Source organism: Mesorhizobium sp. FG116 (assembly GCF_057809835.1).
Genome location: NZ_JBMDKS010000028.1, coordinates 40,200 through 53,346, shown reverse-complemented (window position 1 = coordinate 53,346; position 13,147 = coordinate 40,200). Strand labels below are relative to the sequence as shown.

The following is a 13,147-nucleotide window of genomic DNA, read 5'->3' as shown; positions in this document are numbered from 1 at the left end:
GTTGCGAAATCAGATTGCGTCGATGCCGGTCTCGCCGGTGCGGATGCGGACGACTTCCTCGATGTTGGAGACGAAAATCTTGCCGTCGCCGATGCGGCCCGTCTGGGCTGCCTTGCGGATGGCTTCGACGGCCGGTTCTACGGATTCGTCGCCCAGCACCAGTTCGATCTTCACCTTGGGAAGGAAGTCGACGACATATTCTGCGCCGCGATAAAGCTCGGTATGGCCCTTTTGGCGTCCGAAGCCTTTCGCCTCGATGACAGTGATGCCTTGCAGTCCGGCTTCCTGAAGCGCTTCCTTCACTTCGTCGAGCTTGAACGGTTTGATGATCGCTTCGATCTTTTTCATGCCAGTTGAGGCCTCCACTGCCAAATTCACGGGTTGTTACCCGCTCGCGCCACCTAAAAGCATGATCCGTGCCAGTTGGCGTAGGTGCGAAAGCGCTGTCAGATTTCGATGAAAATGCCCGGAAAACACAAGGTTTGGTTCATTTTACGCCCAATGTCGGTGACTCAGAGCGGCGCTCGAACAAGCCTGGCAAAAACGGGATGCACATAAATTAAGCAGGGTGGATACTTCTTGGGCAGGCCCCATTTCACCTTCTCGAACGTTTGGCGCTGCAAGTATCGAGAGATCGCATTTGCGCCGGTGTGAAAACTGAGACAATTGTCGAGCCCCTTGACGGCAGGCTGGTAAAGCGGAACGACAGGCAATGCCCATTGAACTTCTTTCTCCATCCGAAATGGCCGAGGCCGACAGGCTCGCGATCGCGGCCGGTCCGTTTGACGGTATTGGCTTGATGCGAAATGCGGGTGCGGCGGCCGCGGCTATCGTACTTGAGCGCTACCCTGCCGCCAGAAAGGTGCATGTGCTGGCTGGTCCGGGCAACAATGGCGGCGATGGTTACGTCGTTGCGCGTTTGTTGGTTGAAAGCGGTGTTGCTGTCTCTGTCTGGGCTGCTGGCGAGCCTCGTGCGGGCAGCGATGCGGCCATTGCCGCCACACAATGCCCAATAGTGGCCTTGCCACTGGCTGATTTCTCGGCGGAACCCGGTTCGCTCATTGTGGATGCGCTCTTCGGGGCGGGCCTGTCGAAACCGCTCAACGGTGATGCTGTCCGTGCCATCGAGAAAACAGTCGCGCTTAAAATTCCTGTCATTTCCATTGACCTGCCTTCGGGCGTGTCTGGCGAGAGCGGGCAGGTGCTGGGTAACGTATTTCACGCCGAGATGACCATTACCTTTGCACGCAAGAAGCCAGGGCACCTCTTGTTGCCGGGCCGGCAGTTGTGCGGCGAGGTAGTCGTTGCCGACATCGGCATTGGCGACGACGTCATTGGCTCGGTCGGCTCCCGCACTTTCGAAAACACGCCCGAGCTTTGGCAAAATGCGCTGCCATCGCCTGCCGTGGATGCGCATAAATACAAGCGCGGTCATGTCGGTGTCTTTTCAGGTGGCCCGAGCACGACAGGCGCGGCGCGCCTGTCAGCCTTGGCTGCGGCCCGCAGTGGGGCAGGGGCTGTAACGGTTCTCTCGCCTGCCAACGCGATGATGGTCAATGCCGGGCATCTCACCTCCATCATGTTGCGCAAAGTGGATGAGTTGGAAGGGCTACAGGCTTTCATCGAAGACCGGCATCCTTCAGCCTTCGTCCTGGGGCCGGGTTTCGGTGTCGGTGAAAAGGCGAGGGAACTTGCCCTTGCTGTGCTGGGTGATGGCAAAGGTCGCCCACAAGGCGTCGAAGCTCTCGTACTTGATGCTGACGGCATCACGTCGTTTCACGATGCGCCAGCCTCGCTGTTCATCACGACCGGTGCTCGGGATGCGGCTGCGCTTGTGCTGACGCCTCATGAAGGCGAGTTTGCCCGGCTGTTTTCCGGTCTCGCGGCGGATCAATCGCTGTCCAAGCTCGACAAGGCCCGCAAGGCCGCCGCTCGTTCGCATGGCGTCATTGTCTACAAGGGGCCGGATACCGTCATCGCTGCACCCGACGGACGTGCGGCAATCAACGCCAACGGCGTTCCATGGCTGGCGACTGCCGGTTCAGGCGACGTGCTGGCCGGGCTTATCGCAGGGCTGATTGTGCAGGGCATGCCACCCTTCGAGGCGGCTTGTGCGGCGGTATGGGTACACGCCGAGGCCGGCGCGCGTTCTGGCCCCGGATTGATCGCGGAAGACTTGCCATTGTCTGTGGCGTCAGTTCTCGGTTCGCTGCTGGGCAGCCGCTAAGGTTCGGTTGCCCGCAAACCGCCGTGATGCCGTGGTTGACTTGACGCCACCCTTCCGATTTACACCCTCAGCAACCCATCCCGACTTCCCGGACGTTTCCCATGCTTGAAAAGACCTATGACGCCAAGGCGGTTGAGCCGAAAATCGCCAAAATCTGGGAGGAGGCCGATGCTTTCCGCGCTGGTGCCGGCGCAGACGAAGGTGCGGAGGCCTTCACCATCGTCATTCCGCCGCCGAACGTCACCGGCTCGTTGCACATGGGCCATGCGCTGAACAACACGCTTCAGGACATTCTTGTTCGCTTCGAGCGCATGCGCGGCAAGAACGTGTTGTGGCAGCCCGGCATGGATCATGCCGGCATCGCCACCCAGATGGTCGTCGAGCGCAAGCTGATGGAAAAGCAGATCCATCGCCGCGATCTCACCCGCGAAGCCTTCATTGAGAAGGTTTGGGAGTGGAAGGCCGAATCCGGCGGCGCGATCTTCAACCAGCTCAAGCGGCTCGGTGCTTCCTGCGACTGGTCGCGCGAACGCTTCACCATGGACGAGGGCCTGTCCAAGGCCGTGCTCGAAGTTTTTGTCACGCTCTACAAGGAAGGGCTGATCTACCGAGGCAAGCGGCTGGTCAACTGGGACCCGAAGTTCGAGACGGCGATTTCGGATCTTGAAGTGGAGAACCGCGAGGTTGAAGGCCACATGTGGCACTTCAAATACCCTTTGGCCGGCGGCGAAACCTACACTTACGTGGAAAAGGATGAAGACGGTAAGATCGTCTTCCAGGAAGAGCGCAACTACATCTCGATTGCCACCACCCGTCCCGAGACTATGTTGGGCGACGGCGCGGTTGCCGTTCATCCGTCCGACGAACGTTACGCTCCGATCGTCGGCAAGCTGTGTGAGATTCCGGTTGGTCCGAAAGAGCACCGGCGGTTGATTCCGATCATTACGGACGAGTATCCCGACCCGGATTTCGGCTCTGGCGCGGTCAAGATAACCGGCGCGCACGATTTCAACGACTATCAGGTCGCACGCCGCAACAGCATTCCGCTCTACCGGCTCATGGACACGACGGCGACGATGCGCAGCGACGGCGAACCTTATGCTGCCTGCTCTGCGCAAGCTGTCCAGATTGCTCGCACCGGGCAGTTGCCGAGCGAGGCAGAGGTGGACGAAATCAACCTTGTCCCCGAGGAATATCGCGGCCTCGACCGCTACGAAGCGCGCAAGCTGATCGTTGAGGCCATCAATGCCGAAGGCTTGGCCGTGACGGTCAAGGATGCCGAAGGCAACGGCGTCCCCCATGTCGAGAACAAGAAGATCATGCAGCCGTTTGGCGATCGCTCCGGCGTCGTCATCGAGCCGATGCTGACCGATCAATGGTTTGCAGACGCCGCGACGTTGGCGCAGCCGGCCATCGCCTCCGTTCGCGAAGGCCGCACCAACTTCGTGCCCAAGAATTGGGAGAAAACCTATTTCGAATGGATGGAAAACATCCAGCCGTGGACGATCTCCCGCCAACTCTGGTGGGGCCATCAAATTCCGGCCTGGTACGGTCCGGATGGGCACATCTTCGTCGAAAAGTCCGAGGAAGAGGCGCTGGAGGCAGCCGTCCAGCATTACCTCGCCCATGAGGGGCCGTGGAAAGCCTGGGTCGAGGAAAAGCTGGAGAATTTCAAACCGGGCGAAATCCTCACCCGCGACGAAGACGTGCTGGATACCTGGTTTTCGTCGGCGCTGTGGCCGTTTTCGACACTCGGCTGGCCGGACAAGACGCCGGAATTGAAGACCTACTATCAGACCGACGTGCTCGTCACCGGCTTCGACATCATCTTCTTCTGGGTCGCCCGCATGATGATGATGGGCCTGCATTTCATGGACGAAGAGCCGTTCCAAACCGTCTATGTCCATGCGCTTGTGCGCGACAAGAACGGGCAGAAGATGTCGAAGTCGAAGGGCAACGTCATCGACCCGCTCGAACTGATCGACGAATACGGTGCTGATGCGCTGCGCTTTACGCTCGCCGTGATGGCCGCGCAGGGCCGCGACGTTAAGCTCGATCCCGCGCGCATCGCCGGTTACCGCAATTTCGGCACCAAGCTTTGGAATGCGACGCGCTTTGCCGAGATGAACGGCGTCGCGCGCAACGACGACTTCTGGCTGGGCGATGCCAAGCTGGCGGTCAATCGTTGGATTTTGACCGAACTCACGCGTGTTTCGCACGAAATTACCAACGGCATCACATCATATCGCTTCAACGATGCGGCGAGCGCTGCCTATCGCTTTGTCTGGAATCTTGTCTGCGACTGGTATGTCGAGCTTTTGAAGCCGGTTTTCATGGGTGCCGATGAAGCTGCCAAGGCCGAAAGCCGCGCCTGCTTTGCCTTCGTTCTGGACGAGATCTACAAGCTCCTCCACCCGATGATGCCGTTCATGACCGAGGAACTTTGGGCCGAGACGGCAGGTGAAGGACGTGAGCGCACTTCGCTTCTGTGTCACGCCGCCTGGCCGACGCCGGACTTCGAAGACGCCGAAGCTGCGGCCGATATCAACTGGCTGGTTGATCTTGTCTCGGGTATCCGCTCCGTCCGTTCCGAGATGAACGTGCCGCCATCCGCCATTGCGCCATTAGTCGTGGTTGGCGCCAACACCTCTACCCGCGAGAGACTTGTGCGCCACGACACGGCCATCAAGCGGCTGGCGCGTATCGGCGATGTTTCGGTCGAAGCGGTCGTCCCCAAAGGGGCGGCGCAGATGGTTCTGGGCGAGGCGACAGTGTGTCTGCCACTAGGTAGCCTTATAGACCTCAAGGCCGAAGCTGCCCGTTTGCAGAAGGAGTTGGCCAAGGTGACCGAGGAAATCGCGCGCCTGGCCAAGAAGCTGTCGAACGAAAAGTTTGTTGCAAATGCCCCGGAAGAGGTTGTCGCTGCCGAGCGCGAGAAACTGTCCGAGTATGGCGAAACGCAGCAGCGGTTGTCGGTGGCGTTGGAGCGGGTTCGCGATGCAGCTTGAGGGGGAGAGATTCGCTCCGCCTGGCTGCAATCGCGGCCATCTTTCGACATTCCCCAAAGGCATGCCGCAACGTCAAAATTGACGTAAACGGAAGTTTACGCCCCATTGTTGCCTTAATGTGACATTTGTCGCCTCAACCCTTCGGAATCGGTGATTTTTGACCGATTTGAGTTTGTTTTTCTCGAAAGAGGATCAAGGCTGGCCCGAATTTGGCCGTTTTTTCGATGCGCTTCGTGACCTGTCGCACACTGCAGGTTGCACGTATCTAGACCGTACTTGTACAGGCCGAAAAACGTTATTGCACCGTTAACTTGAATTGGTTCTAGCTAGTCCCCGAGTGATTTCGGGGAGACAAAATCATGAATAAGATGCGTGTCAAAACGCTCCTTGGCGCAACCGCACTGTCGCTTGCCGCAATAGGCATGGCCCAAGCAGGTGGTTTGGAACGTGGCGGCTACAACATCGATCTCCTGTTTGATCCTGCGCCTGTGACCGGCGAAGTTTCCGGCACATATGTCATGCCGCAACGCAAGCTCAAAAACGTCGTAGATACGTCAACCGCGAACGGCTCGCCCGGCGGTGGCAACCTCAATTTCTTGCCCAATTCTGTTGAAGAATCGGAAGCCTATTTTGTTCCTCGCATTGGCTTCAAAGCCAGTGTCGGCCAAGGCATCGATTGCATGGCTGACTATTCACAGCCTTGGGGCGTCCATTCCAACCCGGGTCTGAATTGGGCGGGCGCAAACAACAACGTTGAAACCAAGATCGAGAGCAACAACTACGCCGCAACCTGCTCGTACAAAATGGATGCCGGCAAGGGCCAGTTCCGGTTCATCGGTGGTTTGTTCTATCAAGAGGTCAGCGGCTTCAAGGAGCGCCTGGTGCAGATATTGCCGCCTGGGCCTCTCAACGGCATGGGTCGGCTGGAGCTCGAGGGCGATGGGGTTGGCTGGCGTGCGGGCGCAGCGTATGAAATTCCCGACATCGCTCTTAGAGCAAGCCTGGTTTACAACAGCGAAGTAGACCTCGGGGACATTTCCGGCACACTGGATCTTTCGCAGGTCCCAGGTAGACCGGCGACACCGATACCGGTGTTCGGCAATCAGTCGATGCCGCAATCGGTCGAGTTTAAGGTTCAGTCCGGTATTGCGCCTGGTTGGCTGGCGTTTGGCTCAATTAAGTGGGTCGATTGGAGCGAAGTCGGTATCGTTAGCTTTTGCTCGCCGGCTATCAAGGCTCTTGGTCTCGCTTGTACCTACCAAGGAACTGGCTTCACGACATCGCTCGACCTGCTCTATCGCGATGGCTGGACTGTGTCTGGCGGCATCGGTCACAAGTTCAACGACCAATGGAGTGGAGCTGCGACCTTGACTTGGGATCGAGGCACTACGACGGGCTTGAGCTCGCAGACGGATACATGGACTTTGGCGGCTGGGGCGTCATACACCCCGACGCAGAATGTCGAACTGCGGTTTGGTGGTGCTGTTGGTGTGTTGACTAGCGGCGAAACAAAGGTGCTCAGCTATCAGGGCGCGACCATCGACAATGGCGTCTCGTACAGCTTCGGCAACGACTTGGTCACCGCTCTTTCGGCTTCGCTGAAGGTGAAGTGGTAAACCGTTTAGTTTCCGATATTTTCGAGAAAGCCGGGCTTAATGCCCGGCTTTTTTTGCGCGACGCTTCTGGAACGTGAGCGGCGACGCCGAAACGTTGCGGCCAACCAGCAATGCGTGTGACGATTCTGCAACACATGCCTTCCATCCCATGTGCCGCTTGTGTGCCCCATGGAAATCGCCCACTTCCCGCCATAAACCCGGAGCACTTCGATAGGGCTTGGTAATTTCTACCCAGCTAATGTGAATGCGGGCCGGGATAGAGCGGCAAGGAAGAGCATGGAAGTCACGGTGGGTTCTCGCGCGGATATGGCGATCCTTCGGGCCAACGAAGGTCCTGTCGCCGTGCGCCGTCTGCCGCGCCCTGCATTCTACCGTGGCTTTTCGCGCATGCCAGGCCTCATCCGCTCCTGCGTGCTGTCGGCCGTCATGGCCTGCGCGAGCTTTGCCGCAGTCGAGCAGGCACTTGCATTCGATGAGAAGGTGTTCGACGACAAGACCGGTGTAAAGCCGCAGTCTAGCCCATGGGCAGTGTTTCAGTTCGGTTTCTCTGCCTACAAGAGCGGCCACAAGGACCAGGCAGTCGAAGCCTACAAATACGCCGCCGAGAAGGGCCAGATCGGTGCGACTTGGAAACTTGCTCGCATGTATGCCGAAGGTGACGGTGTCACCCAGAACGACTACGAAGCCTACAAGTTCTTCAGCGAGATTGTCGATCAGGACGTAGAACTGGGTTCACCTGAGGAAAGTTATGTTTCCGACGCCTTGGTTGCATTGGGTGATTACCTGAAGAGCGGAATTCCGGGCAGCCCCGTGAGTGCCGATCCGGTTGCAGCGCAGGAATATTTCATGCGCGCCGCCGCGACCTACCGTAACCCGAACGCCCAGTACGAAATGGGCAAGATGTTCCTGAACGGCGAAGGCGGCGTAAAGGCCAGTGCCAAGCAGGCTGGTCGTTGGCTGCAGCTCGCGGCGGAGAAGGGCCATGCCGGCGCCCAGGCGACACTCGGCAACCTGCTGTTCCACAGCGGCAAGGTTGTGCGTGGGCTGGCCATGATGACGGCGGCGCTTGAACGCGCAGCCCCTGTCGACCAACCTTGGATCCGCGGCATGCAGGAAGAGGCCTTTGCCTTGGCCCCTGAAGCTGACCGTCGCACGGCGATTGCGCTTGCCGACGACATGTTGACCAAGGGCATCAATCAGTAACAGCGCCATCGTCGGCCAGGGCTAGCCATGCCCATCCACCGCGAACTTCTTGCGCGGTCGGCTACCCATGCGTCATTTCCAGACCATTTGCGCCAGGACAACGTTGCCACCGGCGCTCCCGGCTAAGCATGCGGCCGTAAGTGCATGCTGCCCTTGTATTTGCGGGCATGCAGTTGCGGCTTCAGTAGGCTTGAACCTGACTGCTTTTGCGGTCACCATTTCGCATGGATGCGCTCTAAGCCCGTCTTCCCGGGCGAAGCTTGGCGGGCATTTCAATCCAACGAATGAGGGATTTGATCATGTTTCAACGACATTGGAGCGGGATCATGCCGAGGGTGAAAACCTTCGCCGGTATGGCGATGTTCTTCTTGGCGTTCTTCGCTTTTGCCGCCGTCTCACAGGCGCAAACCCATCAGCATTCAACATCGACAGAAACCGTGCAGGCTCAGGCTGATACGGCCGCCGAGCCCACGGCACCCGCGCAGCCGCAAGCCGCTTCTGCGCCCGTTGTCAGCTATCATGCACCCACCACCTTCACGCTGAAGACCGGCATCGCCAGTGGCCGCATGGTCTATGTAGGCGTCGGTGGCAATATAGAAGGGCAGGTCAACCCCACCCTTGTTGTCCACGAAGGTGAACTGGTCCAGATAAACCTTATCAACGGGGAGGGTGCCGAGCATGACATCGTACTCGACCAATATGCTGCGCGCTCCGCCATTGTCGTTGGTAAGAATGCATCTTCGACATTCTCCTTTGTTGCCAACAAGGTCGGTGAGTTCGCCTATTTCTGCTCGATTGCCGGCCACCGCGCCGCAGGCATGGAGGGGCTTATCAAGGTCATGCCCGGTGAGCGGGAGAGCATGGATACGGATGCAGCCGATATCGTGCGTGACCCCGCCGACCTGCCGGGACCGATCGGTCAGCGTTCTTCCCAAGTCGTACGTGTCGACTTTGAAACCGTCGAACTCAAGGGCAGGCTGGATGACGGCACGTCCTACGTCTACTGGACCTTCAACGGAAAGGTGCCCGGACCATTTGTGCGTGTTCGTGTCGGCGACACTGTCGAGGTTCATCTCAAGAACGCCTCCGACAGCGTCATGATGCATTCGGTGGACTTTCACGCGGCTACGGGGCCGGGTGGCGGTGCGGAATTCACCCAGACTGCGCCGGGCGAGGAAACTGTCGTCACCTTCCAGGCATTGAAACCCGGCATCTATGTCTATCACTGTGCGACGCCGAGCGTTGCCCATCACATTACGAGCGGCATGTACGGCTTGATCCTCGTCGAGCCGGAGGGGGGGATGCCGCAGGTTGACCGCGAATTCTATGTCATGCAGGGCGAACTTTACACGGTCGATCCGTTCGGCACGCAGGGCGAGATGGAGATGGACTACGACAAGCTCATTTCCGAACGTCCGGAGTATTTCCTGTTCAACGGCGCGGTCGGCGCTCTTACCAAATCGCATCCGCTCTATGCCAATGCGGGTGAAACCGTGCGAATCTTCTTTGGCGTCGGCGGGCCGAATTTCACCTCGTCGTTCCACGTCATCGGTGAGATTTTCGACCACGTCTATGCTCTGGGCTCGATCACGTCACCACCGCTGACAGGCGTCCAAACCGTCACCGTTCCGCCAGGCGGGGCCACAGTCGTCGACTTCAAGATCGATCGCGGTGGGCACTATGTTCTGGTGGATCATGCCCTGTCTCGGGCCGAGCGTGGGCTTGCTGGATACCTGATTGTGGATGGTCCGGAAGAAGACGCCATCATGCACAAGGGGCCGCCGAAGCAGTAAGCGTCGACAGTCCTTAACAAAAGAAACGGCTCGGGACTTATGTTCCGGGCCGTTTCGTTCTGTAATCAGGCAGCTTCCAGTTTGAGGTCAATCGCCACCGGAACGTGGTCCGACGGCTTTTCCCAGGCCCGCACATGCTTTTCCACCGATGCGGACCCGAATCGACTGGCCGCTTCCGGCGACAGCAACAGATGATCAATGCGGATGCCGTTGTTCTTCTGCCATGCGCCTGCTTGATAATCCCAGAAGGTGTAGACGTCGGGCGCGTCTGTCGTGGCGCGCACGGCTTCGGTGAAGCCCAGGTTCTTCAAACGGCGGAAGGCCTGCCGCGTCTGCGGCTGGAAAAGCGCATCGCCCAACCAGTTTTCCGGGTGCCTTGCGTCGATAGGCTCGGGAATGACGTTGTAGTCACCGGCAAGCACCAGTGCTTCTTCCAGCGCAAGCCGCTCTTTTGCCCAGCGCTCAAGCCTGTCCATCCATGCCAGCTTGTAGGGAAACTTCACAGGGTCATCAATCGGGTTCCCGTTGGGCAGATAGAGCGAGACCACGCGCAGCGCACCTTGGTCAGTTGAGAACACGCCTTCAATGAATCTGGCCTGTTCGTCAGCTTCATCTCCGGGCAAACCGCGGTTCACTTCATCGAAGCGAAGCTTGGACAGGATCGCGACGCCGTTGAACCCCTTTTGGCCATGCGTTTCGACATTGTAGCCGAGTGCCTCGATCTCCACGCGCGGGAACTGGTCGTCCACCGACTTGATCTCCTGCAGGCAAACGATGTCCGGCGCGCTTTCGCCCAGCCAATGCGTCAGGTTGCCGATACGGGCGCGCACGCCGTTGATATTCCAGGTGGCGATCTTCATGAAAATCTCGCGACTATTTCAAACAGTTCTTGATGGTACAAAACTCGAAACGAGTCGATCCTGCACTATCGCCGCGGTCGATGAAATCCGATTTCCAACTGCGGCGCGACTGGGGAGGAGGAAACCATGTCGCAAACAACGCATCCCGTCGACGAGGTCTTGCCGGCACCGAGATTGTTCACGCTCGGCCTGCAGCATGTTCTGGTCATGTACGCCGGCGCCATCGCCGTACCGCTCATTGTGGGCAGGGCGCTTCAACTTGAGCCGGCTGACGTCGCATTCCTGATTTCGGCCGATCTGTTTGTCTGCGGCATCGCTTCGATCCTGCAATCGCTTGGCGCCACGCAATGGTTTGGCATCAAGCTTCCAGTCATGATGGGCGTCACGTTCGCGGCGGTGGGCCCGATGGTGTCGATGGCTGTGGCAAATCCCGGTGTCGAAGGCGCGCGCATGATCTTTGGCGCCATCATCGGTGCCGGCATCATCACAATTCTTATCGCGCCTTTCGTCAGCCGCATGCTGAAGCTGTTTCCGCCTGTGGTGACGGGAACCATTATCCTAGTCATTGGCGTCTCATTGATGAAGATCGGCATCAACTGGATTTTCGGCCTGCCTGTCGGCCCGACGGCGCCGAAAATCGTCAATCCCGAGCATGCCGCTTGGCTGCAATCGGTAACCGAGGCCGCAACCGCCGCCGGCTCGACGGTTCCCGCCCTGCCAGCCGGCCTTGCTCTGGCGCCAACTGTGCCCAACGCAGCCTATGCGCCGATGTCCAACATTTTGTTGTCGCTCGTGGTTCTGGCCGTCATCATTGGCGTTGCCCGCTATGCCAGGGGTTTCCTGTCGAACGTCGCGGTTCTGGTCGGCATCGTCGTCGGCGGTCTGATCGCCGCGTCTCTCGGCATGATGCATTTCGAAAAGGTGGCGAGCGCCGCGTGGTTCGCCCCCATCATGCCTTTCCATTTCGGCGCTCCGATCTTCGATCCGGTACTGATCCTCACCATGGTGCTCGTCATGGTCGTGGTGATGATCGAATCGACCGGCATGTTCCTGGCCTTGGGCGAAATGACCGACAAGAAGATCACCCGGCCCATGTTGTCGGCAGGCCTCAGGATGGATGGTCTAGGCACCATGCTTGGCGGCATCTTCAACACTTTCCCTTACACCAGCTTCTCGCAGAACGTCGGCCTTGTCGGGGTTACCGGCATCCGCAGCCGCTTTGTCTGCGTTGCCGGCGGCGTCATCATGGTGGTGCTCGGCCTCATACCGAAGATGGGGGCGCTGGTGGAGGCTTTGCCAACCGTGGTTCTGGGCGGTGCCGGCATCGTCATGTTCGGCATGGTTGCCGCGACCGGCATCCGCATTCTCTCGGCCGTGGACTTCAAGCGCAACCGCAACAACCTGTTCATCGTCGCCATTTCGCTTGGCTTTGGCATGATCCCGGTCGTTGCGCCTGATTTCCATATGTGGCTGCCCAAGACCATTGGCCCGCTGGTCGATTCGGGCATCCTGCTGGCCTCGATCGCGTCGGTTGCGCTCAATCTTGTTTTCAATGGCGCGACCGGTGACGCGGAAGGCTTGCGTGAAGCGGCCATGTCCGCCGAAGCCTAGAATTTGAAGGCATTGCCAACGAAAGGGCCGCCGAGAGGCGGCTTTTTCAATTCGGGCGGCGTTCGACCAAGCCGATCGTGTTGCCGGCAGGATCTTTGAGGAACGCCATCCACTCAAACTCTCCGGCCGGTCCGAACCGGCCTTCCTTGTCATGATGGACAAGCGAGGGTGCGGCGGTGAAAGGCACGCCGGCAGCGTTTGCGGCGGCGTGGAAAGCGTCAAGCTCGCTCATGTCGAGATAGACGGTTCCTGGCGGCACGCCATCGGTAAAGAACAGCCGTACGCCATGAACCATTATAAATGCGATGCCGGGGGGATCGTAGCGGGCGTGGACGGAAAGGCCGAGAACATCGCGCCAGAAATCCAGCGTCGCATCGAGATCGCGTCCCGATGACAGCGCGACCTGACGGACCGCGCCAACCGTTGGCATGTCTATACGGAGAAACTGGTGCCGCAGCCGCAGGACGCGACGGCGTTGGGGTTCTTGATCTGGAACGACTGGCCCATCAGGTCATCAACGAAATCGATTACCGAACCGCCCATGTAAACAAGCGACAGATCGTCGATCAGAACGGTGGCGCCGTCCTGCTCTATGGCGACGTCGTCATCGTTCCGGCTTTCGACGAGGTCGAATTTGTAGGAAAATCCGGAGCAGCCGCCGCCCTCGACCGAAACCCGCAAGGCGATTTTGCCCGGTTCGCTGGCCATGATCTTGGCAATGCGCCTGAAGGCGGCATCGGTCACGTCAACCTTCATGGCAGTCTTTGCATCCGCGCCCATGGGCGTCACCTTGCGTTTCAATCTTACTGATAGGTATGAAGCTCTTGTC

Annotated in this window: 10 protein-coding genes; 6 read left to right on the top strand and 4 right to left on the bottom strand. The window is 58.9% G+C overall.

Annotation, left to right across the window (positions count from 1 at the left end; all coding sequences use genetic code 11):
- Positions 1-9: 9 nt before the first annotated feature.
- Positions 10-348, bottom strand: a complete 339-nt coding sequence (locus ACODTY_RS19315; protein WP_488995828.1) for a P-II family nitrogen regulator — start codon at positions 346-348, stop codon at positions 10-12.
- 364 nt (positions 349-712) lie between these two features.
- Here ACODTY_RS19315 and ACODTY_RS19310 point away from each other — a divergent pair, with 364 nt between their 5' ends.
- The 5 genes from ACODTY_RS19310 (at position 713) to nirK (ending at position 9,847) form a co-directional block, all read left to right on the top strand.
- Entirely contained in the window at positions 713-2,227 is a 1,515-nt protein-coding gene (locus ACODTY_RS19310) for an NAD(P)H-hydrate dehydratase (protein ID WP_488995827.1), read from the top strand.
- 101 nt (positions 2,228-2,328) lie between these two features.
- Positions 2,329-5,235 (top strand): valine--tRNA ligase, encoded by a 2,907-nt coding sequence (locus ACODTY_RS19305; protein WP_488995826.1) that lies wholly within the window; start codon positions 2,329-2,331, stop codon positions 5,233-5,235.
- 359 nt (positions 5,236-5,594) lie between these two features.
- On the top strand, positions 5,595-6,851 hold the full coding sequence (locus tag ACODTY_RS19300; RefSeq protein WP_488995825.1) for an OmpP1/FadL family transporter: 1,257 nt from the start codon (positions 5,595-5,597) through the stop codon (positions 6,849-6,851).
- Positions 6,852-7,238: 387 nt separating this feature from the next.
- Positions 7,239-8,054, top strand: a complete 816-nt coding sequence (locus ACODTY_RS19295) for a tetratricopeptide repeat protein (protein WP_488995844.1) — start codon at positions 7,239-7,241, stop codon at positions 8,052-8,054.
- Positions 8,055-8,380: 326 nt separating this feature from the next.
- Entirely contained in the window at positions 8,381-9,847 is a 1,467-nt protein-coding gene (gene nirK, locus ACODTY_RS19290) for a copper-containing nitrite reductase (RefSeq protein WP_488995824.1), read from the top strand.
- 65 nt (positions 9,848-9,912) lie between these two features.
- Here the strand turns inward: nirK and xth are convergent, their stop codons facing one another.
- Positions 9,913-10,707: an exodeoxyribonuclease III gene (gene xth / locus ACODTY_RS19285; protein WP_488995823.1), complete on the bottom strand. Its 795-nt coding sequence runs from the start codon at positions 10,705-10,707 to the stop codon at positions 9,913-9,915.
- A gap of 126 nt (positions 10,708-10,833) precedes the next feature.
- Here xth and ACODTY_RS19280 point away from each other — a divergent pair, with 126 nt between their 5' ends.
- Positions 10,834-12,318 (top strand): nucleobase:cation symporter-2 family protein, encoded by a 1,485-nt coding sequence (locus ACODTY_RS19280; protein WP_488995822.1) that lies wholly within the window; start codon positions 10,834-10,836, stop codon positions 12,316-12,318.
- A 46-nt stretch (positions 12,319-12,364) separates the two neighbouring features.
- Here the strand turns inward: ACODTY_RS19280 and ACODTY_RS19275 are convergent, their stop codons facing one another.
- Positions 12,365-12,748: a VOC family protein gene (locus tag ACODTY_RS19275; RefSeq protein ID WP_488995821.1), complete on the bottom strand. Its 384-nt coding sequence runs from the start codon at positions 12,746-12,748 to the stop codon at positions 12,365-12,367.
- Between the two features lie 2 nt (positions 12,749-12,750).
- Positions 12,751-13,098 (bottom strand): iron-sulfur cluster insertion protein ErpA, encoded by a 348-nt coding sequence (erpA, locus tag ACODTY_RS19270; protein WP_488995820.1) that lies wholly within the window; start codon positions 13,096-13,098, stop codon positions 12,751-12,753.
- Positions 13,099-13,147: the final 49 nt, after the last annotated feature.

What these genes read in the sequence shown, in the direction of transcription:
- ACODTY_RS19315 (WP_488995828.1), bottom strand. Translation starts at nt 348, where the DNA reads ATGAAAAAGATCGAAGCGATCATCAAACCGTTCAAGCTCGACGAAGTG.
- ACODTY_RS19310 (WP_488995827.1), top strand. Translation starts at nt 713, where the DNA reads ATGCCCATTGAACTTCTTTCTCCATCCGAAATGGCCGAGGCCGACAGG.
- ACODTY_RS19305 (WP_488995826.1), top strand. Translation starts at nt 2,329, where the DNA reads ATGCTTGAAAAGACCTATGACGCCAAGGCGGTTGAGCCGAAAATCGCC.
- ACODTY_RS19300 (WP_488995825.1), top strand. Translation starts at nt 5,595, where the DNA reads ATGAATAAGATGCGTGTCAAAACGCTCCTTGGCGCAACCGCACTGTCG.
- ACODTY_RS19295 (WP_488995844.1), top strand. Translation starts at nt 7,239, where the DNA reads ATGCCAGGCCTCATCCGCTCCTGCGTGCTGTCGGCCGTCATGGCCTGC.
- nirK (WP_488995824.1), top strand. Translation starts at nt 8,381, where the DNA reads ATGCCGAGGGTGAAAACCTTCGCCGGTATGGCGATGTTCTTCTTGGCG.
- xth (WP_488995823.1), bottom strand. Translation starts at nt 10,707, where the DNA reads ATGAAGATCGCCACCTGGAATATCAACGGCGTGCGCGCCCGTATCGGC.
- ACODTY_RS19280 (WP_488995822.1), top strand. Translation starts at nt 10,834, where the DNA reads ATGTCGCAAACAACGCATCCCGTCGACGAGGTCTTGCCGGCACCGAGA.
- ACODTY_RS19275 (WP_488995821.1), bottom strand. Translation starts at nt 12,748, where the DNA reads ATGCCAACGGTTGGCGCGGTCCGTCAGGTCGCGCTGTCATCGGGACGC.
- erpA (WP_488995820.1), bottom strand. Translation starts at nt 13,098, where the DNA reads ATGGGCGCGGATGCAAAGACTGCCATGAAGGTTGACGTGACCGATGCC.